The 19,570-nt window shown below is 58.1% G+C and carries 23 protein-coding genes; 16 read left to right on the top strand and 7 right to left on the bottom strand.

Translation table 11 applies throughout. The annotated features are described in order from the left end of the window. Positions 1-46 precede the first annotated feature (46 nt). Both ACYZT6_RS27920 and ACYZT6_RS27915 read right to left on the bottom strand, forming a co-directional pair. Entirely contained in the window at positions 47-1,267 is a 1,221-nt protein-coding gene (locus tag ACYZT6_RS27920; protein WP_462029451.1) for a CaiB/BaiF CoA transferase family protein, read from the bottom strand. A 13-nt stretch (positions 1,268-1,280) separates the two neighbouring features. Continuing rightward, positions 1,281-2,462, bottom strand: a complete 1,182-nt coding sequence (locus ACYZT6_RS27915) for an acyl-CoA dehydrogenase (protein ID WP_010465741.1) — start codon at positions 2,460-2,462, stop codon at positions 1,281-1,283. A gap of 157 nt (positions 2,463-2,619) precedes the next feature. Between ACYZT6_RS27915 and ACYZT6_RS27910 the strand changes: the two genes are divergently transcribed. The 11 genes from ACYZT6_RS27910 to ACYZT6_RS27860 all read left to right on the top strand — a co-directional run bounded on the left by ACYZT6_RS27910 (position 2,620) and on the right by ACYZT6_RS27860 (position 12,724). Next, on the top strand, positions 2,620-3,519 hold the full coding sequence (locus ACYZT6_RS27910) for a LysR family transcriptional regulator (protein WP_462029450.1): 900 nt from the start codon (positions 2,620-2,622) through the stop codon (positions 3,517-3,519). A 435-nt stretch (positions 3,520-3,954) separates the two neighbouring features. Further along, a complete protein-coding gene (locus ACYZT6_RS27905) occupies positions 3,955-5,076 on the top strand; it encodes a Re/Si-specific NAD(P)(+) transhydrogenase subunit alpha (RefSeq protein WP_462029449.1) in 1,122 nt (373 codons plus the stop codon). Positions 5,077-5,091: 15 nt separating this feature from the next. Then, positions 5,092-5,415: an NAD(P) transhydrogenase subunit alpha part 2 gene (locus tag ACYZT6_RS27900; protein WP_003187010.1), complete on the top strand. Its 324-nt coding sequence runs from the start codon at positions 5,092-5,094 to the stop codon at positions 5,413-5,415. Next, complete coding sequence (locus ACYZT6_RS27895; protein ID WP_462029448.1) at positions 5,415-6,851, top strand: NAD(P)(+) transhydrogenase (Re/Si-specific) subunit beta; 1,437 nt, start codon at positions 5,415-5,417, stop codon at positions 6,849-6,851. The genes ACYZT6_RS27900 and ACYZT6_RS27895 overlap by 1 nt, the downstream gene beginning before the upstream one ends. 181 nt (positions 6,852-7,032) lie before the next feature. Next, on the top strand, positions 7,033-8,526 hold the full coding sequence (locus tag ACYZT6_RS27890) for an acetyl-CoA hydrolase/transferase family protein (RefSeq protein WP_462029447.1): 1,494 nt from the start codon (positions 7,033-7,035) through the stop codon (positions 8,524-8,526). 319 nt (positions 8,527-8,845) lie between these two features. Further along, the gene (locus ACYZT6_RS27885) at positions 8,846-9,061 is read left to right on the top strand and encodes a DUF1127 domain-containing protein (protein WP_007902752.1); all 216 of its coding nucleotides are present in this window, start codon (positions 8,846-8,848) and stop codon (positions 9,059-9,061) included. Between the two features lie 259 nt (positions 9,062-9,320). Further along, the gene (locus ACYZT6_RS27880; RefSeq protein ID WP_462030025.1) at positions 9,321-9,530 is read left to right on the top strand and encodes a DUF1127 domain-containing protein; all 210 of its coding nucleotides are present in this window, start codon (positions 9,321-9,323) and stop codon (positions 9,528-9,530) included. A gap of 144 nt (positions 9,531-9,674) precedes the next feature. Then, positions 9,675-9,992: a DUF2388 domain-containing protein gene (locus ACYZT6_RS27875; RefSeq protein ID WP_010465729.1), complete on the top strand. Its 318-nt coding sequence runs from the start codon at positions 9,675-9,677 to the stop codon at positions 9,990-9,992. Between the two features lie 107 nt (positions 9,993-10,099). Next, positions 10,100-10,417, top strand: coding sequence for a DUF2388 domain-containing protein (locus tag ACYZT6_RS27870; RefSeq protein WP_462029446.1), 318 nt, complete (start codon positions 10,100-10,102; stop codon positions 10,415-10,417). A gap of 28 nt (positions 10,418-10,445) precedes the next feature. Further along, complete coding sequence (locus ACYZT6_RS27865; protein WP_094469762.1) at positions 10,446-10,766, top strand: DUF2388 domain-containing protein; 321 nt, start codon at positions 10,446-10,448, stop codon at positions 10,764-10,766. Next, positions 10,763-12,724: a DUF7844 domain-containing protein gene (locus ACYZT6_RS27860; RefSeq protein WP_462029445.1), complete on the top strand. Its 1,962-nt coding sequence runs from the start codon at positions 10,763-10,765 to the stop codon at positions 12,722-12,724. The genes ACYZT6_RS27865 and ACYZT6_RS27860 overlap by 4 nt, the downstream gene beginning before the upstream one ends. A 116-nt stretch (positions 12,725-12,840) precedes the next feature. Here ACYZT6_RS27860 and trpA read toward each other — a convergent pair whose 3' ends face one another. Together trpA and trpB are read right to left on the bottom strand one after the other, a co-directional pair. Continuing rightward, a complete protein-coding gene (trpA, locus tag ACYZT6_RS27855; protein ID WP_462029444.1) occupies positions 12,841-13,653 on the bottom strand; it encodes a tryptophan synthase subunit alpha in 813 nt (270 codons plus the stop codon). Continuing rightward, positions 13,653-14,888 (bottom strand): tryptophan synthase subunit beta, encoded by a 1,236-nt coding sequence (gene trpB, locus ACYZT6_RS27850; RefSeq protein WP_462029443.1) that lies wholly within the window; start codon positions 14,886-14,888, stop codon positions 13,653-13,655. The genes trpA and trpB overlap by 1 nt, the downstream gene beginning before the upstream one ends. 112 nt (positions 14,889-15,000) lie before the next feature. Here trpB and ACYZT6_RS27845 point away from each other — a divergent pair, with 112 nt between their 5' ends. Further along, the gene (locus ACYZT6_RS27845) at positions 15,001-15,894 is read left to right on the top strand and encodes a LysR family transcriptional regulator (RefSeq protein ID WP_462029442.1); all 894 of its coding nucleotides are present in this window, start codon (positions 15,001-15,003) and stop codon (positions 15,892-15,894) included. Here the strand turns inward: ACYZT6_RS27845 and ACYZT6_RS27840 are convergent. Beyond that, positions 15,891-16,217, bottom strand: coding sequence for an ElaB/YgaM/YqjD family protein (locus tag ACYZT6_RS27840; protein ID WP_462029441.1), 327 nt, complete (start codon positions 16,215-16,217; stop codon positions 15,891-15,893). The two genes, ACYZT6_RS27845 and ACYZT6_RS27840, sit on opposite strands and share 4 nt — an antisense overlap. Before the next feature lie 157 nt (positions 16,218-16,374). On the opposite strand from ACYZT6_RS27840, the gene ACYZT6_RS27835 reads away from it, so the two are divergent. Continuing rightward, positions 16,375-16,590 (top strand): dodecin, encoded by a 216-nt coding sequence (locus ACYZT6_RS27835; protein WP_462029440.1) that lies wholly within the window; start codon positions 16,375-16,377, stop codon positions 16,588-16,590. Between the two features lie 122 nt (positions 16,591-16,712). After that, positions 16,713-16,934: a DUF1161 domain-containing protein gene (locus ACYZT6_RS27830; protein WP_462029439.1), complete on the top strand. Its 222-nt coding sequence runs from the start codon at positions 16,713-16,715 to the stop codon at positions 16,932-16,934. Between the two features lie 67 nt (positions 16,935-17,001). On the opposite strand, the gene ACYZT6_RS27825 is transcribed toward ACYZT6_RS27830, so the two are convergent. Continuing rightward, entirely contained in the window at positions 17,002-18,003 is a 1,002-nt protein-coding gene (locus tag ACYZT6_RS27825) for an LLM class flavin-dependent oxidoreductase (protein ID WP_462029438.1), read from the bottom strand. A 242-nt stretch (positions 18,004-18,245) separates the two neighbouring features. On the opposite strand from ACYZT6_RS27825, the gene ACYZT6_RS27820 reads away from it, so the two are divergent. Together ACYZT6_RS27820 and ACYZT6_RS27815 are read left to right on the top strand one after the other, a co-directional pair. Continuing rightward, positions 18,246-18,677: an OsmC family protein gene (locus ACYZT6_RS27820; RefSeq protein ID WP_131059128.1), complete on the top strand. Its 432-nt coding sequence runs from the start codon at positions 18,246-18,248 to the stop codon at positions 18,675-18,677. Positions 18,678-18,867: 190 nt separating this feature from the next. Beyond that, complete coding sequence (locus ACYZT6_RS27815; RefSeq protein WP_462029437.1) at positions 18,868-19,101, top strand: DUF1161 domain-containing protein; 234 nt, start codon at positions 18,868-18,870, stop codon at positions 19,099-19,101. A gap of 6 nt (positions 19,102-19,107) precedes the next feature. Here the strand turns inward: ACYZT6_RS27815 and ACYZT6_RS27810 are convergent, their stop codons facing one another. Beyond that, positions 19,108-19,530: a PA0061/PA0062 family lipoprotein gene (locus ACYZT6_RS27810; RefSeq protein ID WP_462029436.1), complete on the bottom strand. Its 423-nt coding sequence runs from the start codon at positions 19,528-19,530 to the stop codon at positions 19,108-19,110. Positions 19,531-19,570: the final 40 nt, after the last annotated feature.

Here is a 19,570-nt window from a genome sequence, read left to right as displayed (position 1 = left end):
TTCTATATAAGAGAGCAAAACCACTCCCTCTATATAGAAGAAGTCGTCAGAGCACCCCCGCCACTTTGAAAGCGGCGACCGCATCGGCGTCCAGACCCAACACCCGCTGTAAAACCTCCAGCGTGTGCTCGCCCAATAACGGAGGCGCATTACGATATTCCACCGGCGTCTCCGACAGACGAATAGGGCTCGCGACCTGCGGCACCATCCCTGCCAGCACATGGGGCAGCTCGATAGCCAACCCACGCGCCTTGACCTGCGGATCGGCAAACATCTGGGCCAAGTCATTGATAGGCCCGCATGGCACGCCGGCCTGCTCCAGTTGCAGCACCCATTCAGCCGTGGTCTTGAAGACCGTCGCCTGGCGGATCAGCGGAATCAGCACCGCACGATTCGCCACTCGCAATTTGTTAGTCGCAAAGCGGGGATCATCCGCCCACTGAGGCTGTCCAGCCACCTCCGCAAACTTGCGGAATTGCCCGTCGTTACCCACGGTGAGGATGAAGTCGCCATCCGCCGTAGGAAAATCCTGATAAGGCACGATGTTCGGATGTGCATTACCCAGGCGCTTAGGTGCATTGCCTGTAGTCAGATAGTTCATCGCCTGGTTGGCCAGGCACGCCACCTGAACATCCAGCAACGCCATGTCGATATGCTGACCGCCACCGTCATGATCCCTATGAGCCAGCGCTGCAAGGATCGCCACTGTCGAATAGAGCCCGGTAAGGATATCTGTCAACGCCACACCGACTTTCACCGGCCCTGCGCCCTCATCGCCTTCAGGTCGACCTGTCAGGCTCATCAGCCCACCCAAGCCCTGGATCATAAAGTCATAACCCGCGCGCTTGGCGTAAGGGCCCGTCTGGCCAAACCCGGTAATCGAGCAATAAATCAGATTCGGATTGATGGCCTTAAGCGACTCATAGTCCAGCCCGTAAACCGCCAGGCCACCGACCTTGAAGTTCTCGATCAGGATGTCCGACTTGGCCGCCAGGTCACGCACCAGCTTTTGCCCCTCTGGACGCGTGAAGTCGATGGTCACCGATTGCTTGTTGCGATTGGCCGACAAGTAATAGGCGGCCTCGCTGGTGTTCTCGCCATAGGCGTCTTTCAGAAAGGGAGGGCCCCAGGCGCGCGTATCATCGCCATTACCCGGGCGCTCAACCTTGATCACTTCGGCGCCAAGGTCCGCAAGGATCTGCCCGGCCCAAGGCCCGGCCAGCACCCGCGATAAATCCAGTACCCGTAGATGCGAAAGCGCGCCCATGGACGTTCTCCTATTAATAGAACGCCTGGATGCCGGTCTGCGCGCGACCGAGGATCAGTGCGTGGACGTCATGCGTACCTTCATAGGTATTCACCACTTCCAGGTTGACCAGGTGGCGAGCGACGCCAAACTCATCGGAAATGCCGTTGCCGCCCAACATGTCACGCGCCATGCGCGCGATGTCCAGGGACTTGCCGCAGGAGTTGCGCTTCATCATCGAGGTGATCTCGACTGCCGCAGTGCCTTCATCTTTCATACGCCCCAGACGCAGGCAGCCTTGCAGCGCGAGGGTAATTTCGGTCTGCATGTCGGCCAGTTTCTTCTGGATCAGCTGAGTAGCGGCCAATGGACGACCGAACTGCTGACGATCCAGGGTGTATTGGCGAGCGGTGTGCCAGCAGAACTCGGCTGCGCCCAGGGCGCCCCATGAAATGCCGTAGCGTGCGGAGTTGAGGCAAGTAAAAGGGCCTTTCAAACCGCGGACGTCAGGGAAGATGTTCTCTTCAGGGACAAACACATTGTCCATGACGATCTCGCCGGTGATAGATGCACGCAGACCCACCTTGCCGTGGATAGCCGGAGCGCTCAGGCCTTTCCAGCCCTTCTCCAGAACGAAACCACGGATGTCGCCCGCATCATCCTTGCCCCATACCACGAACACATCGGCGATCGGGCTGTTGGTGATCCACATCTTGCTGCCGGTCAGGCTGTAGCCGCCTTCCACTTTGCGTGCACGAGTAATCATCGCACCCGGGTCGGAACCGTGGTTAGGCTCGGTCAGACCGAAGCAACCAATCCACTCGCCCGAGGCCAGTTTCGGCAGGTACTTCTGCTTCTGAGCTTCAGTGCCGAATTCGTTGATCGGCACCATGACCAGGGAGGACTGCACACTCATCATCGAGCGATAGCCGGAGTCGACACGCTCGACTTCACGAGCGATCAACCCGTAGCTGACATAGTTCAGGCCACTGCCACCGTACTGCTCGGGAATGGTCGCACCCAACAGGCCCACTTCGCCCATCTCGCGGAAGATCGCAGGATCAGTCTTCTCATGGCGGAAAGCTTCAAGAACACGCGGTGCAAGCTTCTGCTGAGCGAATTGCTCGGCAGTGTCGCGAATCATGCGTTCTTCTTCGGTGAGCTGTTGATCCAGCAGCAGGGGATCGATCCAGTTGAAGCTAGCTTTACCGCCCATGAGTGTGTCCTCTCGAATCGGGTCAAATAACGTGGACTGATCCTAGGCGCGGTTTGGCGTTACGGCAAACGAGGATTTCGCATACTGTTGTGTTAATTTCTCACTCCGTAACGTCACGAGATAGCCTATATTCGAAGTATTAGTGAGGTTGAAGTACATGCGCCGGAAAATCCCTAGTACCACCGCCCTGATCAGCTTCGAAGCGGCAGCGCGCCACGAAAGCTTTACCAAAGCGGCGCAGGAGCTTTCGCTCACCCAAGGCGCCATTTGCCGACAGATCGCCAGCCTGGAGGAGTTCCTCAGCGTCGAACTTTTCCGACGCTCGCGGCGCGGAGTGAAGCTGACGGAAGCCGGACTTTCCTACAGCCGCCGTGTAGCCACCCAACTCGACGCGGTCGAACGAGACACCTTGTCAGTGATGGGGCAACAGGGCACCAACGTGATCGAACTTGCTGTGGTGCCGACCTTTGGCACTCAGTGGCTACTGCCACGGCTCAAGGACTTCCAGCACAAACACCCGGAGGTGACGGTCAACCTCACCAACCGCACACGCCCCTTCCTGTTTGCCGATACCGACTTCGATGCCGCGATTTATTTCGGCGATGCGGATTGGTCGGGTACCGAATCACACAGACTGATGGGCGAAAATCCGATGCCGGTGTGCAGCCCCACGCTGCTGGGCACAAAAACCAGCCTGACTCCCGATCAAATCGCCGAACTGCCCTTACTGCAACAAACCACGCGCCCTTATGCCTGGCGCCAGTGGTTCAACTCTCAGCACCTTAATGTGCCGCGAGACATGACAGGACCGCGCTACGAGCTATTCTCCATGCTTGCCCAAGCGGCGATGCACGACATGGGGATCGCGCTGATACCGCCATTCCTGATTCAACGCGAACTGGCGGAGAAGCGCCTGGTGATAGCCAACGCCCAAGCGCTGTCGAGCATCAAGGCCTATTACCTGATGATTCCAGAGCGAAAGGTCGAATCGGCGTCTTTACGGGCATTCCGCGATTGGCTAGTCACCCAGGCACAAAGCTACAGCCTAGAGGGATAAAGGCTTACGCTCACTAGCTGACCCCGTAGTCAGCAAAACAAAAGCCCTACAGATATACGTATTTGTCGCATATTCGTAGACTGTACCGACAAGCAGTACAAACGTCCCACAAGCGCCTGAATACGTGGCTTTGAGCCTTCATTTCGGGGATATGACACCTCATTCACCGTAACAATTTGTAATTTCTTAAAACCTGCCAAAAACCCTTACAAGTCACGTTCTACAAGGGATTGAACCGGTTAGTTGCGACATTCGGTCACGGGGTGACTTGTAGTTAATTTTCCGTCACCCGTCATAATCCCTTGAAGGGCACAAAGTTCGCCTGCAAAATGCCGCGCCCCGCCCAGATTTGGCGGGATCGTGCTGATCGGCCGCCCCAGCCGCACCATCCGAAGTGCCTGGGTTTACTCAATAAGATCACGCAGGAGATTTGACGTGCACATTGGTGTTCCTCTCGAAACCCAGACGGGTGAAACCCGGGTTGCTGCAACCCCGGAAACCATCAAAAAGCTGATCGGCCAGGGTCACAAGGTCACTGTTCAAAGCGGCGCCGGCATTAACGCCAGCGTTGTCGACAGTGCTTATGAAGCGGCAGGCGCAATGATTGGCAGCGCCAACGATGCGTTTGGTGCCGAGCTGATTCTCAAGGTGGTCGCCCCCAGCGACAGCGAGCTGACGCTGATCAAGAGCGGCACCGTTGTGGTGGGCATGCTCAACCCGTTCAGCAATGAAACCATTGCCAAGCTGGCTGAGTGCGGCATTACCGCTTTCGCACTGGAGGCCGCACCGCGCACCTCCCGTGCTCAAAGCCTGGATGTGCTGTCCTCCCAAGCGAACATCGCCGGCTATAAAGCCGTGTTGCTGGCCGCTCACCACTACCCCCGCTTCATGCCAATGCTGATGACGGCTGCGGGCACCGTGAAAGCGGCGCGCGTGCTGATTCTGGGTGCCGGCGTTGCGGGTTTGCAGGCGATCGCCACGGCGAAACGTCTGGGTGCGGTGATCGAAGCGTCTGACGTGCGTCCTGCGGTAAAAGAGCAGATCGAATCCCTCGGCGCCAAGTTCGTCGACGTGCCATATGAGACCGATGAAGAGCGCGAATGCGCTGTCGGTGTCGGCGGCTACGCCCGGCCAATGCCCGCCAGCTGGATGCAACGTCAGGCCCTGGCCGTGCACGAACGCGCCAAGCAGGCTGACATCGTCATCACCACCGCACTGATTCCGGGCCGCAAGGCACCGACGCTGTTGAGCGCGGAAACCGTGGCGCAGATGAAACCAGGCTCGGTGGTCATCGACCTCGCGGCAGCCCAGGGCGGTAACTGCCCGCTCACCGTGGCCGACCAGGTCGTGGTCGAGAATGGTGTGACCATTTGCGGCCCGACCAATCTGGCCGGCGCAGTCGCGGCAGATGCTTCGGCCCTGTACGCACGCAACTTGCTGGACTTCCTGAAGCTGGTCTTCAACAAAGATGGTCAGTTCGAGATCAACCTCGAAGACGACATTGTCGCCGCGTGCCTCATGTGCCGCGACGGCCAAGTCATCCGCAAAAACGCCTAAGCAGGGATTCAGACGATGGAAGAGCTTATCTCCCCCGGTATCTACAACCTGATCATCTTCGTGCTGGCGATTTATGTCGGTTATCACGTGGTCTGGAACGTGACACCTGCACTGCACACGCCGCTGATGGCGGTAACCAACGCGATCTCGGCGATCGTCATCGTCGGCGCCATGCTGGCGGCGGCTTTGACCGTGACGCCACTGGGCAAGACCATGGGCACCCTGGCGGTGGCTCTGGCGGCAGTGAACGTGTTTGGTGGCTTCCTGGTGACCCGCAGGATGCTTGAGATGTTCAAGAAAAAAGCCCCGAAAGCCGTAAAAGAAGAGGCGCCGAAGTAATGAGCATGAATCTTGTAACGACGCTCTACTTGATCGCGTCGATCTGCTTTATCCAGGCCCTTAAAGGCCTGTCGCACCCGACCACATCGCGACGCGGTAACGTGTACGGCATGCTCGGCATGGCGCTGGCGATCCTCACCACCGTGGGCCTCATCTATAAGCTGGGCGCTGAGCTGGCCACCGCTGGCATCGGTTACGTCATCGTCGGTCTGCTGGTCGGCGGCACTGCCGGTTCGATCATGGCCAAGCGCGTTGAAATGACCAAGATGCCGGAACTGGTCGCCTTCATGCACAGCATGATCGGTATGGCTGCGGTGTTCATTGCCATTGCTGCCGTTGTTGAGCCGCAATCCCTGGGCATCGTCAAGCAACTGGGTGATGCGATTCCTGCCGGCAACCGCCTGGAGCTGTTCCTCGGCGCCGCCATCGGTGCAATCACCTTCTCCGGCTCGGTGATCGCCTTCGGCAAGCTGTCGGGCAAGTACAAGTTCCGCCTGTTCCAGGGCGCACCGGTACAGTTCAGCGGCCAGCACAAGCTGAACCTGGTGCTGGGCCTGGCGACACTGGCGTTGGGCATCACCTTCATGCTGACCGGCAACCTCAGTGCCTTTGCACTGATGCTGGCCCTGGCCTTCGTGCTGGGTGTGCTGATCATCATCCCGATCGGCGGCGCAGATATGCCGGTGGTGGTGTCGATGCTCAACAGCTACTCCGGCTGGGCAGCGGCAGGTATCGGCTTCTCGCTGAACAACTCGATGCTGATCATCGCTGGCTCGCTGGTGGGTTCGTCCGGTGCGATCCTCTCGTACATCATGTGCAAGGCGATGAACCGTTCCTTCTTTAATGTGCTGCTCGGTGGTTTCGGCAACACGCCGGACGCTGCTGGCCCGGCGGGTTCGAAAGAAGCACGCCCGGTGAAGTCCGGTTCGGCTGACGACGCGACCTTCCTGCTGACCAACGCCGACACCGTGATCATCGTTCCGGGCTACGGCCTGGCGGTGGCACGCGCCCAACACTCACTGATGGAGCTGGCGGAGAAGCTGACTCACCGGGGAGTCAACGTGAAGTTTGCGATCCACCCGGTCGCCGGCCGGATGCCAGGGCACATGAACGTCCTGCTGGCCGAAGCCGAAGTACCTTACGAACAAGTGTTCGAGATGGATGACATCAACTCCGAGTTCGGCCAGGCCGACGTGGTGCTGGTGCTCGGCGCCAACGATGTGGTCAACCCGGCGGCGAAGAACGATCCGAAATCGCCGATTGCCGGCATGCCGATTCTCGAGGCTTATAAAGCCAAGACCGTGATCGTCAACAAGCGCTCGATGGCCAGCGGCTATGCCGGTCTGGACAACGAACTGTTCTACCTGGACAAAACCATGATGGTCTTCGGCGACGCCAAGAAAGTTATCGAAGACATGGTCAAAGCCATCGAGTAAAACCTACGGAAGCAGCAATACCCAAAACCTCAGCCTTTAGTAGGCTGGGGTTTTTTATTACCTGCAGAAACCCGACCAAAGGCTCTAAATCAAGGGTCTGCATTCGACCATGGTAGCGGGACGGATTTTTTTCAAATCACTAGACTGCACACCTTGCTTCCGTTGCCCGAGATAACCATCCATGTACCGTGATCGTATTCGCTTGCCTTCGTTGTTGGATAAGGTGATGAGCGCCGCTGACGCTGCCGCTCTGATTCAGGACGGCATGACCGTCGGCATGAGTGGTTTCACTCGCGCTGGCGAAGCCAAAGCCGTACCCCACGCATTGGCCGAGCGCGCCAAAATCACCCCGCTGAAAATCACACTGATGACCGGCGCCAGCCTGGGCAACGACCTCGATAAACAGCTCACCGAAGCCGGCGTATTGTCACGGCGCATGCCATTCCAGGTCGACAGCACGCTGCGCAAGGCGATTAATGCCGGCGAAGTGATGTTCATTGACCAGCATCTCTCGGAAACCGTGGAGCAACTGCGCAACCAGCAGCTCAAACTGCCGGACATCGCTGTAATTGAAGCCGTAGCGATCACCGAACAGGGCCATATCGTGCCGACCACTTCAGTCGGCAACTCGGCCAGCTTTGCGATTTTCGCCAAACACGTGATCGTCGAGATCAACCTGGCGCACAACCCGAACCTCGAGGGTTTGCACGACATCTATATCCCGACTTACCGCCCGACCCGCACGCCGATTCCGCTGGTCAAGGTCGACGATCGCATTGGCAGCACCGCCATCCCGATTCCGCCGGAAAAGATTGTTGCGATCGTGATCACCAATCAGTCCGACTCGCCCTCCACTGTGCTGCCGCCAGACGTCGACACCCATGCCATCGCGGATCACCTGATCGACTTCTTCAAGCAAGAGGTGGCCGCAGGGCGCATGACCAACAAGCTCGGCCCGTTGCAGGCCGGCATTGGCACCATCGCCAACTCGGTGATATGCGGCCTGATCGACTCGCCGTTCGAAGACCTGACCATGTACTCCGAAGTGCTGCAGGACTCGACCTTTGACCTGATCGACGCGGGCAAGCTGAGCTTTGCTTCAGGCAGTTCTATCACCTTGTCGAGCCGACGCAACGCCGACGTTTTCGGCAACCTGGAGCGCTATAAAGACAAACTGGTGCTTCGCCCCCAGGAAATTTCCAATCATCCCGAGGTGGTCCGGCGCCTGGGCATAATCGGCATTAACACCGCGCTGGAATTCGACCTGTACGGCAACGTCAACTCAACCCATGTCTGCGGCACGCGGATGATGAATGGTATCGGCGGTTCGGGGGACTTTGCGCGCAATGCGCACCTGGCAATCTTCGTCACCAAATCGATCGCCAAGGGTGGCGCTATTTCCAGCGTGGTGCCGATGGTCAGCCACGTCGACCATACCGAGCATGACGTCGACATCCTTGTGACGGAGATTGGTCTGGCGGACTTGCGGGGCTTGGCGCCGCGCGAGCGAGCACGGGTAATCATTGATAACTGTGTGCACCCGGATTATCGCCAGGCACTGGATGACTACTTTACGGCGGCTTGCGCATTGGGCGGACACACCCCGCATATCCTGCGCGATGCCCTGAGCTGGCACATGAACCTGGAAGAAACCGGGCGAATGCTGACGGTCTGATCCAGGTAAAAAACAGCTGACGCAAACACAATTGCGTCAGCTGCTCCTTGCAACATTCCGTTCTGTAAAAAACTGTACTGCTGTACCGGTCTTTTCCTACCGTATTTGCCTACCAAATCAAGTCAAAACACGAAAATCGCACCACTTTAGAGCGGACAGGTACAGTTGCCTCAATTTCGACCAGTACACCCCCTATTAACAGTTAACTGGTCCTTCACAATACAGGTGAACTGTATCTACAGAGACTAGCCAAACGAGAGGATCATTGGCATCAGTTAAACCACTACCTAATCCCGCCACAAGCGGAAGGATGTCAACCATGGAACGTACACTCAGTTCCGAACTGTTCTTCGAAGATACCGCTGCAAAAACCCAGGCTTCCATGCCTCTTCGCGTTATTGCCAACCTGATGCTGTGGCAGCGCCGCATCTCCAGCCGCCATCAATTGGCTCGTCTGGATTCGCGTCTGCTGGCTGATGCCGGGATTAGCGAAGCACAACGCTACGAAGAGCTGAGCAAGCCGTTCTGGCGCTAAGTTAGCGTCGCTGGCTCTGACCCACCGGGTCCACCGCCAGCACTCCAAATTGAAAAAACAAAGCCCGTCGTGGGAAACCACGACGGGCTTTGTCGTTTTCGGCCTTCGTCAGTGCCGGTACAAAAGGAATAGCTGGCGAAAGGTACAGTTCATAAAATTTGTAAATTGCATCAGTACAATTTCATGACGGTGTATCTGTAGGTCCAGAAATGAAGGGCTCAACATGGAAGTCTTGACTCACCGGCAAAAGGATTGCGCCATGAATAACCTACTGAATGTTTCCGCTCCCGCCCCTCAAACGAAGCCTCGATTCGAAAGGTTCAAACGAATGCTGAGGGTGCTCGCCGCCAGCCTTGAGAGAGCTCGAACCCGGCGTTTGCTGGGCCAACTCAATGATCAGCAACTCTCAGACCTGGGCATCAGTCACGCGGATCGGCTCAATGAATTGGATAAACCGTTCTGGCGCTAGGGTCCAGCTTTATCAGTAGGGGCTATTCGAACCGATAAAAGCAGGCCTAATATCAAACCAGAACGTGGCGAGCGCTGTACGACAGGCGTCTGATCCAACAGCTACCTCATCACCTTTCAATCGGTTATCCAAAGGAGTTACACCATGTCCCGTCTTCGTCTGCTCAGCGCTGCAGCCCTGCTTGCCGTGGCTGCCAATTCCCACGCGACCAGCTTTATCGTGACCACGGATGCCGTTGTCGGCGCTCTGAAGTCCAGTTCCGATGCAACCTCCGATGTCACTTCTTCCTTTCGCGATGACAAGATCGTACGCGCTGCCCGTGACGACGCCGCCAGCTTCGTCGCCAGCGAAGGCGCCATTCGTGGCGTGAAACTGGAAAGCGCACTCGACCACATTCGCCACCAGGCTCCTCAGCTGAACGCCACTGATGCACAACTGGCCCAAGCCATCCTGACGATCTAAGCGGCACTTCTCACATGGGACACGACGGTCGTGTCCCAATGTTTCAGCGCTGGCTCTAGCCCGGGCATTGCGCTAGCCTTTGGACTCGCTTTCAGCAATCGAGTCTCATGGATTTTCTTTCAAAACGGTTTTTCGCTTCAGTATTTCTCGCGGCCTGCTGGTCGGGCTCGGCCTATGCCTACGACGCGTTCAACCTGTCGACACAAGGCATCGTGGTCACCGGTTACGCCACCAGCATGGTGACCGCCGCCCCCTTCGACCGTAAGCTGCTGATCGCGGCACACGATGACGCTGCGGCGTTCATCGCCAGTGACGGCCAACTACGCGGGGCACAACTGGAATCCGCGCTGATTTACCTACGCCGGACCCAGCCAAAACTTCATGCAAGCGACCTTGAACTGGCGCAGGCAATTCTCGTCCAATAGTTATCCTTTGTCCTTGCGGAGTCGTTCCATGCGTAGCCCTCTGATTGCTGTTGCCCTTGGCCTGCTTTTATTGGCCGATGTGACCCAGGCGCACACCCTGGTCGCCACCAGTAACATCATCATCAATGCCACCCAGCGCACGCTCGATTTTACGTCCGATACCACCACCTCGATCCGTGATTCGAAGATCATCCGTGAAGCCCACGACGATGCGGCCAGTTTCGTTGCCAGCGACGGCGACATCCGCGGTGCGCACCTTGAAGCGGCCATCAACACGTTGCGCACGCGCGTGCCGGAAGCTCGGGATGCCAGTGATCAGGTGCTCGCCGAAGCCATCCTCGCACTGTGAGGTTGCCAAGCGCCTGGCTGCTGGCCGGGCTGATGTTGCTACTCTGCAACACGGCCCAGGCTGGCCTGGAATTACGGCTCAAGACCGAGGGTTTGAGCCCCGAACAACAGCAAGCCAGTCAGGCGTTGCTCGATGAAGCCATGCAGGCCTTGCCGCCACGCTTCATCGAGCGGCTGGACCGGCGTATTCACGTCGGCTGGACCGACGACATGCCGAGCAATGCCTATGGCCAGGCATCGCTGGTGTCCGAACTCGATCTGAACCGCAACTTGCTTGCCAGCCTCACGGACGGCAGCGCCGCCACCAAGAAAACCTATCGCCCCCATGGCACCGTCCGCCGCGAAATGCTCGCCACGGTGTTGCATGAACTCACCCACCTTTACGACCGTTCGCGCCTGTGGCCGGACGCGGAGCGCACGCTGATCCAGCGCTGCACCCGGCGCAACAACAGCTCAGGCCTGGTTGGCATTCCCGATCAATGCCGTGGTCAATCCGACCGCCGCTTTACCCTTAGCGATGACCCGCGCCTGCTCGACCTGGCGGGCTGGCCGCAATACGTCGGTCGCCGTGGCGAACGCGAACAGCACAACCGGCAAATCGCCCGCAGCCCGGACATCTACGAAACGAGCAGCCCCAAAGAGTTCGTCGCGGTCAACATGGAGTATTTCCTCCTCGACCCGAGCTATGCCTGCCGTCGCCCCGCGCTGTATCGCTACTACAAAGAACATTTCGACTGGGCACCCGCCGCCAAAGACACTTGCGGCAAGTCCTTTGCCTTCCTCAATGCCGGCAACGACTTCGCCAAACAACCGCTGGGCCAGGTCGATCCGGAACGGGTGTACGCCGTCGACTATCTGCTGGCCGAAGCCAATCAGAACTGGGTCAGCCGCTGGGGACACAGCATGTTGCGCCTGGTGATCTGCGCACCGGGTCGCCCCCGCGGGCCAGACTGCCGTCTCGATCTCGACCAGCATCTGGTCTTGTCCTACCGCGCCTTCGTCGGCGACGTACAGCTCTCGAGCTGGGATGGATTGGTGGGCAAATACCCGTCGCGGCTGTTTGTGCTGCCGTTGGCCCAGGTGATCGACGAATACACCAAGACTGAACTGCGCAGCCTGGCCTCGGTACCGCTGAACCTGTCTCGCAACGAAATTGAAGACGTGGTGGAACACGCCGCAGAGATGCATTGGAGTTACGACGGCAATTATTATTTCCTCTCCAACAATTGCGCGGTGGAAGGCCTGAAATTGCTGCGCAGCGGCAGCAACAACGCGAAACTGGTCGGGCTCGACAGCATCATGCCTAATGGTTTGCTGGAAGTGATGAAGGGCCGCGGACTGGCGAATACCAGCGTGCTGGATGACCCCCGCGAAGCGCTGCGCCTGGGCTATCGCTTCGATTCCTTTCGTGATCGTTATCAAGCGATGTTCGAAGTGTTGAAGAAGCACTTGCCGATCAAGCAGGAGAAAGTCGAAGACTGGCTAGCCTTGAAAGCGGAAGAGCGTCGGCAATGGTTTGAGCAGGCTGACTTGCGCACCAGTGCTGCATTGCTGTTGCTGGAGCAGGCAAGCTTCCGTCAGCAGTTAGTGTTGGCCCAGGATGAAGTGAAACAGCGTTATCTGGGCGCTCGGGAGTTGAAGAACGGCGGCATGGACAAGGCGAACGCGACCTTGCAGCAGATTCTCGCCAATAGCGGCTTCCTCAGCCGTCCGGCGGAGCTGCTCGGCACCGGCGGGTATGGATTACCTCAACCGAATGAATGGCAGCGCCTGGAATCGGAAAGCAACCTGCGGCAGAAACAGCTTCAAGTGCTGACCGGCGATCTCGACAAGGAAGTCAGAGCGCTGCTCGAACCGAGCCGGGCGGCCGAGATGGCGGCCAATGAAGCCAACCTGAAGCAGGTTGGCGAACATTTGCGCAAATTGCATAAAGCCGCGGGCGGATTGGAGTTGCCATAAACAAGAAGGCTTCGTGGATGATCCACGAAGCCTTCTTTTTGCCCGTACTTTAAATCAAAGCACGCCTTCCAGAATTTAATAGACGCTCTAATTCCTCTGTATCAGAAACTTTACCTTCAGCTGACGCGGGCCTTACGCACGCCTTCAGCCAGCGCCGAGCAAAGACTCAGCACGCCATCAACCGCCTGTTCCGGCGTGGTGGCATTGGCGATGTGATCGATCAACGCCGAACCCACCACGACACCATCGGCCAAGCGCGCGATGGCTGCGGCCTGTTCCGGTGTACGAATACCGAAACCGATGCTGATCGGCAGATCGGTGTGGCGACGCAGGCGGGCAACGGCCTCTTCAACATGCTCCAGGGTCGCCGCGCCCGCACCGGTCACACCGGCAACAGAGACGTAGTAGACGAAACCGGAGCTGCCATTCAGGACCGTCGGCAGACGCACATCATCAGTCGTCGGCGTGGTCAGGCGGATGAAGTCCAGTCCCGCTACCTGAGCCGGGTCGCACAGCTCGCCGTTATGCTCCGGCGGCAGGTCGACCACGATCAAGCCATCAACACCGGCTTCGACGGCGTCGGCAATGAAACGCGGCACGCCGTACATGTGAATCGGATTGAAGTAACCCATCAACACCAGCGGCGTCTCGGTATTGCCTTCACGGAACTCGCGAACCATTTGCAGGGTTTTCACCAGGTTCTGCTTGGCGCCTAAGGCCCGGATGTTCGCCAACTGAATCGCCGGGCCGTCGGCCATCGGATCGGTGAAGGGCATGCCCAGCTCGATCACATCGGCGCCAGCACCGGGCAAGCCTTTGAGGATCGCCAGGGAAGTGTCATAGCTTGGGTCGCCGGCGGTGACGAAAGTCACCAGGGCTGCACGATTCTGTTCCTTGAGTTCGGCAAAACGCGTTTGCAGGCGGCTCATCAGTGTTTCTCCTGCTTGGACTGCTCTTGTTGAGAGTTTTCCATGTGGTGCATCACGGTCTGCATGTCTTTGTCGCCACGGCCGGACAGGTTGACCACCATCAAGTGATCTTTCGGCAAGTTCGGTGCGCGCTTGAACACTTCGGCCAGGGCATGGGCGCTTTCCAGTGCAGGAATAATTCCTTCCAGACGGCAGCATTTGTGGAACGCATCGAGGGCTTCGTCGTCGGTCACCGAGGTGTACTGAACGCGACCGATGTCATGCAACCAGGCGTGTTCCGGGCCAATGCCTGGATAGTCGAGGCCGGCGGAAATCGAGTGAGCGTCGATGATCTGGCCATCGTCGTCCTGCAACAGGAAGGTGCGGTTGCCGTGCAACACGCCCGGAACACCGCCGTTCAGGCTGGCGGCATGCTTGCCGGTTTCTATACCGTAACCGGCGGCTTCCACACCAATGATCTCGACGCTTGTGTCATCGAGGAACGGGTGGAACAGGCCCATGGCGTTGGAACCGCCACCGATGCACGCCACTAAACTGTCCGGCAGACGACCTTCCTGGGCTTGCAGTTGGTCACGGGTTTCCTTGCCGATAACGGCCTGGAAGTCGCGAACCATGGCTGGATAAGGATGCGGGCCGGCCACGGTGCCGATCAGGTAAAAGGTGCTGTCGACGTTGGTCACCCAGTCACGCAGGGCTTCGTTCATCGCGTCTTTCAGGGTGCCGGTCCCGGCGACAACCGGGATCACTTCGGCGCCCAGCAATTTCATGCGGAATACGTTGGCTTGCTGACGTTCGATGTCAGTGGTGCCCATGTAGATCACGCAATCGAGGCCGAAACGCGCTGCCACGGTAGCTGTTGCCACGCCGTGCATGCCGGCGCCGGTCTCGGCGATGATGCGTTTCTTGCCCATGCGCCGCGCCAGCAGAATCTGGCCGATGCAGTTGTTGATCTTGTGCGCGCCGGTGTGGTTCAGCTCTTCGCGCTTGAGGTAAATCTTCGCCCCGCCGCAGAACTCGGTCAGACGCTCAGCGAAATAAAGCGGGCTTGGACGTCCGACGTAGTCGCGCTGGAAGTAGGCCAATTCTTCTTTGAACGCCGGGTCTTCCTTGGCCAATTCGTATTCACGGGCCAGGTCGAGGATCAACGGCATCAGGGTTTCGGCGACGTAACGGCCGCCGAACGAGCCGAACAGGCCGTTGGCGTCGGGGCCGTTGCGCAGATTAGTCTGGGTCATGGGTCGCTCCAGTGGGATTCGTGAGATGACAATGACGGTCACTCTACCCCTGACGCCCCAGCCTGAAAACCGATAAGATCGCCACAACCTGTCAGGAAAACTCACAGATCCCATGAGCCACGACCTTCCCCCGCTGAACGCCCTTCGCGCCTTCGAAGCCACGGCACGGCTGAACAGCGTCAGTCAGGCTGCCGAACAGCTGCACGTCACTCATGGCGCGGTCAGCCGGCAACTCAAAGTGCTTGAAGAACACTTGGGCGTGAGCCTGTTCATCAAGGATGGACGCGGCCTGAAACTCACAGATGCAGGTATCCGATTGCGCGATGCCAGCGGTGAAGCCTTTGAGCGTCTGCGCACGGTTTGCGCGGAGCTGACCCAAAGCACCGCCGACGCACCGTTCGTACTGGGTTGCTCGGGAAGTTTGCTGGCGCGCTGGTTTATTCCTCGTCTGGGACGATTGAATGCAGATCTGCCGGACCTGCGCCTGCACCTGTCGGCCGGGGAAGGCGATCTCGATCCGCGTCGGCCGGGGCTCGATGCCTTGTTGGTGTTCGCCGAGCCGCCCTGGCCGGCGGACATGCAAGTCTATGAGTTGGCCAGCGAGCGAATCGGCCCGGTGATGAGCCCACGCTTCGCGGGTTATGAAAGGCTGCAAGGCGCGCCGGCTACAGCGCTATTGAATGAGCCGTTGCTGCACACCACCTCGCGCCCACAAGCCTGGCCGAGCTGGGCACAGCAAAGTGGCCTCGACGCCAAGGGGTTGAAGTACGGTCAGGGTTTCGAGCATTTGTATTATTTGCTGGAGGCTGCAGTGGCGGGCCTGGGGGTGGCGATTGCACCTGAACCGTTGGTGGCCGAGGACTTAAAGGCCGGTCGCCTGGTTGCGCCTTGGGGATTCAGTGAAACCCCGGCGCAACTGGCTTTGTGGCTACCCAAGCGCGCCGCGGACGGGCGCGCTCGGCAGTTGGCGCAGTGGCTCAAGGCTGAGCTGCGCCAGGCAGATTAGTCGCCGCGCTTGAACAGCAGGTACGCCGCGAGCAGACCCAACGCACCCACAGCGACGCCCGCTGTAGTCCAAGGGTGTTCCTGGGCGTAGTCCCGAGTGGCAATCCCGGTTTCACGGGTTTTGACTTTGACTTCTTCATACGCATCGCTGAGCAGATGGCGCGAATGCTTCAGCGCGTTCTCGGCGTTGCCTTTCAGTGCTTTCAGGGTGTTACGCGACTCGTCCGAGGCGTCGTCTTTCAGGTTTTCCAAAGATTTCAGCAGACTCTCGATCTCGGCTTCCATGCTTTGCAATGAGGCTTTACGTAAAGAGGTGTTGGCCATGGTGGCTCTCCTTCATTGGTGATGAGTAGCGTGTGTTGGTTGGGACTTCAGGGGTTCGAGAAAGTGCAGTAAATCTGAACTTCTGCGATGCATGACCCGACAGAAGTAATACGAAAAATCACTGCTAGGCTGTATTTCACACCCTGAGGAGAACGCCATGACTGACCATCACACCTACAAAAAAGTCGAACTGGTTGGCTCGTCCACCAGCAGCATTGAAGATGCAATCAACAACGCGTTGGCCGAAGCCAATAAAAGCATCAAGCATCTGGAATGGTTTGAAGTGACCGAAACCCGCGGGCACATCAAGGACGGCCAGGCTGCCCACTTTCAGGTGACGCTCAAAGTCGGGTTTCGGATTGCCAGCAGCTGAGTTTGAGCCGGTGTTCTGAACTTGCGCACTGGCCGCGTGCCATAGGGAATGGCAAAGCGCTACATGAGTACGTCCGGCTGATGGCTGGATGCTCCCTTTGATCCGACCAGGGAATGCGACCGATGAAGCATTTTATTTTAGCGGTAGGTTTGTTAAGCCTTGCCGGAACAGCGTTTGCTGAAGGCAAGTCGTGCGAGGAACTGAAAGCCGAAATCTCAGCGAAACTTGATGCCAAGGGCGTTGCGGGCTATTCACTGGAAATCGTCGATAAAGGCGCTGCTGCCGGCGGTAAAGTCGTCGGCACCTGTGAAAAGGGCACCAAGGTCATCGTCTACACGAAGTAGGCTGATTCCTGCACAAATCAAAAAGCCGACGCACTGCGTCGGCTTTTTTGTGGGCGGCGTTTGAGTCTCAGCCCTTCATGACCTGCGCCAGCAGCTCATAGGAGTGCACGCGATCCGCATGTTCGTACAGGTCGCAGGTGAAAATCAGCTCATCGGCCTGAGTCTGCTCGATCAGCACCTCAAGTTTGGCGCGGATTTTCTGCGGACTACCCACCATCGCAAGACCGAGGAAATCTCCCACGGCCTCTTTCTCGTGTGGCAGCCACAGGCCATCCATGGTTTTCACGGGCGGGCGTTGCACCAGGCTTTGGCCGCGCATCAATGCCAGGATGCGCTGATAGACCGAAGTCGCCAGGTAATCCGCCTGTTCGTCAGTATCAGCGGCCACCAGCGGCACGCCGAGCATCACGTAGGGCTTATCCAACACCACTGAAGGCTTGAAGTGATTGCGGTAGACGCGAATCGCCTCATGCATGAAGCGCGGTGCGAAATGGGAAGCGAAGGCGTAGGGCAAACCGCGCTCACCGGCCAATTGAGCGCTGAACAGGCTAGAGCCCAGCAGCCAGACAGGGACGTTGGTGCCGGTGCCCGGCATCGCGATGATCCGCTGGTCCGGCGTGCGCGGGCCGAGGTAACGCATCAGTTCGGCGACGTCTTCCGGAAACTCGTCGGCACTGCCGGAACGTTCGCGGCGCAAGGCGCGGGCGGTCATTTGATCGGAACCGGGAGCGCGGCCCAGCCCCAGATCGATCCGCCCTGGATACAGACTTTCGAGGGTGCCGAATTGCTCCGCGATCACCAGCGGCGCGTGGTTGGGCAGCATCACACCGCCAGAGCCGACACGAATGGTCGAAGTGCCACCCGCCAGGTAGCCGAGCAGTACCGAGGTTGCCGAACTGGCGATGCCGTCCATGTTGTGGTGTTCGGCGACCCAGAAGCGGTTATAGCCGAATTTTTCGACGTGCTGCGCCAGGTCCAGGGAGTTGCGCAGCGACTGGGCCGCGCTGCCGTTCTCTCGCACGGGCACCAGATCAAGGGTCGAGAACTTGATATCGGACAGTCGTTTCATATGCCTGCTTCTCCAATTGTGGGCGCAGGTTTTTTCTCGCGAACGAAACCTGCCGAATCTATAAGCGTGCTTCATGCAATGTGGGCATATACCCGAGTTTCAATAGCCAGAAGAAAATTTCCTACGAAAACGGTAGGACTAATCAGATCAGGTGAACTTTGCACCGCCGTCTATCCTCAGAACCCTAGCAACCGAAAACCACGAAGGTGCGACATCTCGCACCGGATCTTGAGGAGGCAGACATGGCTATTACGAAGAAAGCATCGGCTCATTGGGAAGGTGACCTGAAAACCGGTATCGGCTCGATCTCCACTGAAACCGGTGTGCTCAGAGAAGCACCGTACGGCTTCAAGGCTCGTTTCGAAGGCGGCAAAGGCACCAATCCGGAAGAGCTGATCGGCGCAGCCCATGCGGGCTGCTTCTCCATGGCGTTTTCGATGATTCTGGGCGATGCCGGGCTCAAGGCTGACAGCATCGATACCAACGCTGAAGTCACTCTGGATCAGGTCGACGGTGGTTTTTCGATCACTGCGGTGAAATTGATCCTCAAGGCGAAAATCCCTGGGGCCACTCAGGCGCAGTTCGAGGAACTGAGCAACAAGGCCAAAGAAGGCTGCCCGGTGTCCAAAGTGCTGAACGCGAAGATCAGTCTGGATGCGACGTTGGTCAGCTGATAATCAGGCGCTGAATGGACTGACGCCTTCGCGAGCATGCTCGCGAAGGCAATCTTGTAAGCGACACATCCCAACGGTTAAACATGCGCTTTGTGAGTGATGTCAGAACTCGCTTTGCCAAACTGTGGTCGAATAAATGACAGCAGCTAAAACGCAGCCTCCTGCGCGCTGCCTCAATGGAGCTTCAACCATGAAACGTTTTGCCTTGGCGATTATCTGTTGTGCGCTGGCCACCTCGGCCCTGGCGGCACCGAAATCCTGTGAAGAGCTCAAGGCCGAGATCGAGGCCAAAATCCAGGCCAATAACGTCTCGTCCTACACCCTGGAAATCGTTACCAATGACGAAGTACACGATCAGAACATGGTCGTTGGCAGCTGCGAAAACGGCTCCAAGAAAATCATCTACCAGAAAAACGACCGCTGATTCATCTCACGGGACGCAATAGGCCTGCCGATCTTCAGCGACGATCTCCCGCTTGGCGTTGAACAATCGGGCCCCGGGGGTGAACGCTATCGAACGGCCCTCCAGCACATAGCGCTGGCCGGCCTCGAAATGATCGTAGTTGATGGTCAGGTAGCACAGCCGTTCCACGGGGGAGCTCATCATGCCCATCCCCCCACCACCGGGGACTTCAAAGTCGAATCTGACCACCAGCTCATGGCTGCCGGGCGTAACCTGGAAAAAACGCCCGTCGCGCATGCGCTGCTTGTCCAGTCGCTCCGCCATCAGCAATTTATAGTTGGGGAATGGCGTCGAGAACTCGATCCAGGCCATCTGCGGATTTACCGCCGGTAACGGACTCTGACAGCCAGCAACCACACTTGCAGCGAGCAACAGCATCAACCTGCGCATGATGAATGTCCCAAAGGATGGTCATCCAGCATAGCGCTGA

This window comes from Pseudomonas sp. RT6P73, from assembly GCF_054897715.1.
The sequence above is the reverse complement of the archived record's forward strand: the minus strand, read 5'-3'. Positions and strand labels throughout refer to the sequence as shown.

What these genes read in the sequence shown, in the direction of transcription:
- ACYZT6_RS27920 (WP_462029451.1), bottom strand. Translation starts at nt 1,267, where the DNA reads ATGGGCGCGCTTTCGCATCTACGGGTACTGGATTTATCGCGGGTGCTG.
- ACYZT6_RS27915 (WP_010465741.1), bottom strand. Translation starts at nt 2,462, where the DNA reads ATGGGCGGTAAAGCTAGCTTCAACTGGATCGATCCCCTGCTGCTGGAT.
- ACYZT6_RS27910 (WP_462029450.1), top strand. Translation starts at nt 2,620, where the DNA reads ATGCGCCGGAAAATCCCTAGTACCACCGCCCTGATCAGCTTCGAAGCG.
- ACYZT6_RS27900 (WP_003187010.1), top strand. Translation starts at nt 5,092, where the DNA reads ATGGAAGAGCTTATCTCCCCCGGTATCTACAACCTGATCATCTTCGTG.
- ACYZT6_RS27895 (WP_462029448.1), top strand. Translation starts at nt 5,415, where the DNA reads ATGAGCATGAATCTTGTAACGACGCTCTACTTGATCGCGTCGATCTGC.
- ACYZT6_RS27890 (WP_462029447.1), top strand. Translation starts at nt 7,033, where the DNA reads ATGTACCGTGATCGTATTCGCTTGCCTTCGTTGTTGGATAAGGTGATG.
- ACYZT6_RS27885 (WP_007902752.1), top strand. Translation starts at nt 8,846, where the DNA reads ATGGAACGTACACTCAGTTCCGAACTGTTCTTCGAAGATACCGCTGCA.
- ACYZT6_RS27880 (WP_462030025.1), top strand. Translation starts at nt 9,321, where the DNA reads ATGAATAACCTACTGAATGTTTCCGCTCCCGCCCCTCAAACGAAGCCT.
- ACYZT6_RS27875 (WP_010465729.1), top strand. Translation starts at nt 9,675, where the DNA reads ATGTCCCGTCTTCGTCTGCTCAGCGCTGCAGCCCTGCTTGCCGTGGCT.
- ACYZT6_RS27870 (WP_462029446.1), top strand. Translation starts at nt 10,100, where the DNA reads ATGGATTTTCTTTCAAAACGGTTTTTCGCTTCAGTATTTCTCGCGGCC.
- ACYZT6_RS27865 (WP_094469762.1), top strand. Translation starts at nt 10,446, where the DNA reads ATGCGTAGCCCTCTGATTGCTGTTGCCCTTGGCCTGCTTTTATTGGCC.
- trpA (WP_462029444.1), bottom strand. Translation starts at nt 13,653, where the DNA reads ATGAGCCGCCTGCAAACGCGTTTTGCCGAACTCAAGGAACAGAATCGT.
- trpB (WP_462029443.1), bottom strand. Translation starts at nt 14,888, where the DNA reads ATGACCCAGACTAATCTGCGCAACGGCCCCGACGCCAACGGCCTGTTC.
- ACYZT6_RS27845 (WP_462029442.1), top strand. Translation starts at nt 15,001, where the DNA reads ATGAGCCACGACCTTCCCCCGCTGAACGCCCTTCGCGCCTTCGAAGCC.
- ACYZT6_RS27840 (WP_462029441.1), bottom strand. Translation starts at nt 16,217, where the DNA reads ATGGCCAACACCTCTTTACGTAAAGCCTCATTGCAAAGCATGGAAGCC.
- ACYZT6_RS27835 (WP_462029440.1), top strand. Translation starts at nt 16,375, where the DNA reads ATGACTGACCATCACACCTACAAAAAAGTCGAACTGGTTGGCTCGTCC.
- ACYZT6_RS27830 (WP_462029439.1), top strand. Translation starts at nt 16,713, where the DNA reads ATGAAGCATTTTATTTTAGCGGTAGGTTTGTTAAGCCTTGCCGGAACA.
- ACYZT6_RS27825 (WP_462029438.1), bottom strand. Translation starts at nt 18,003, where the DNA reads ATGAAACGACTGTCCGATATCAAGTTCTCGACCCTTGATCTGGTGCCC.
- ACYZT6_RS27820 (WP_131059128.1), top strand. Translation starts at nt 18,246, where the DNA reads ATGGCTATTACGAAGAAAGCATCGGCTCATTGGGAAGGTGACCTGAAA.
- ACYZT6_RS27815 (WP_462029437.1), top strand. Translation starts at nt 18,868, where the DNA reads ATGAAACGTTTTGCCTTGGCGATTATCTGTTGTGCGCTGGCCACCTCG.
- ACYZT6_RS27810 (WP_462029436.1), bottom strand. Translation starts at nt 19,530, where the DNA reads ATGCGCAGGTTGATGCTGTTGCTCGCTGCAAGTGTGGTTGCTGGCTGT.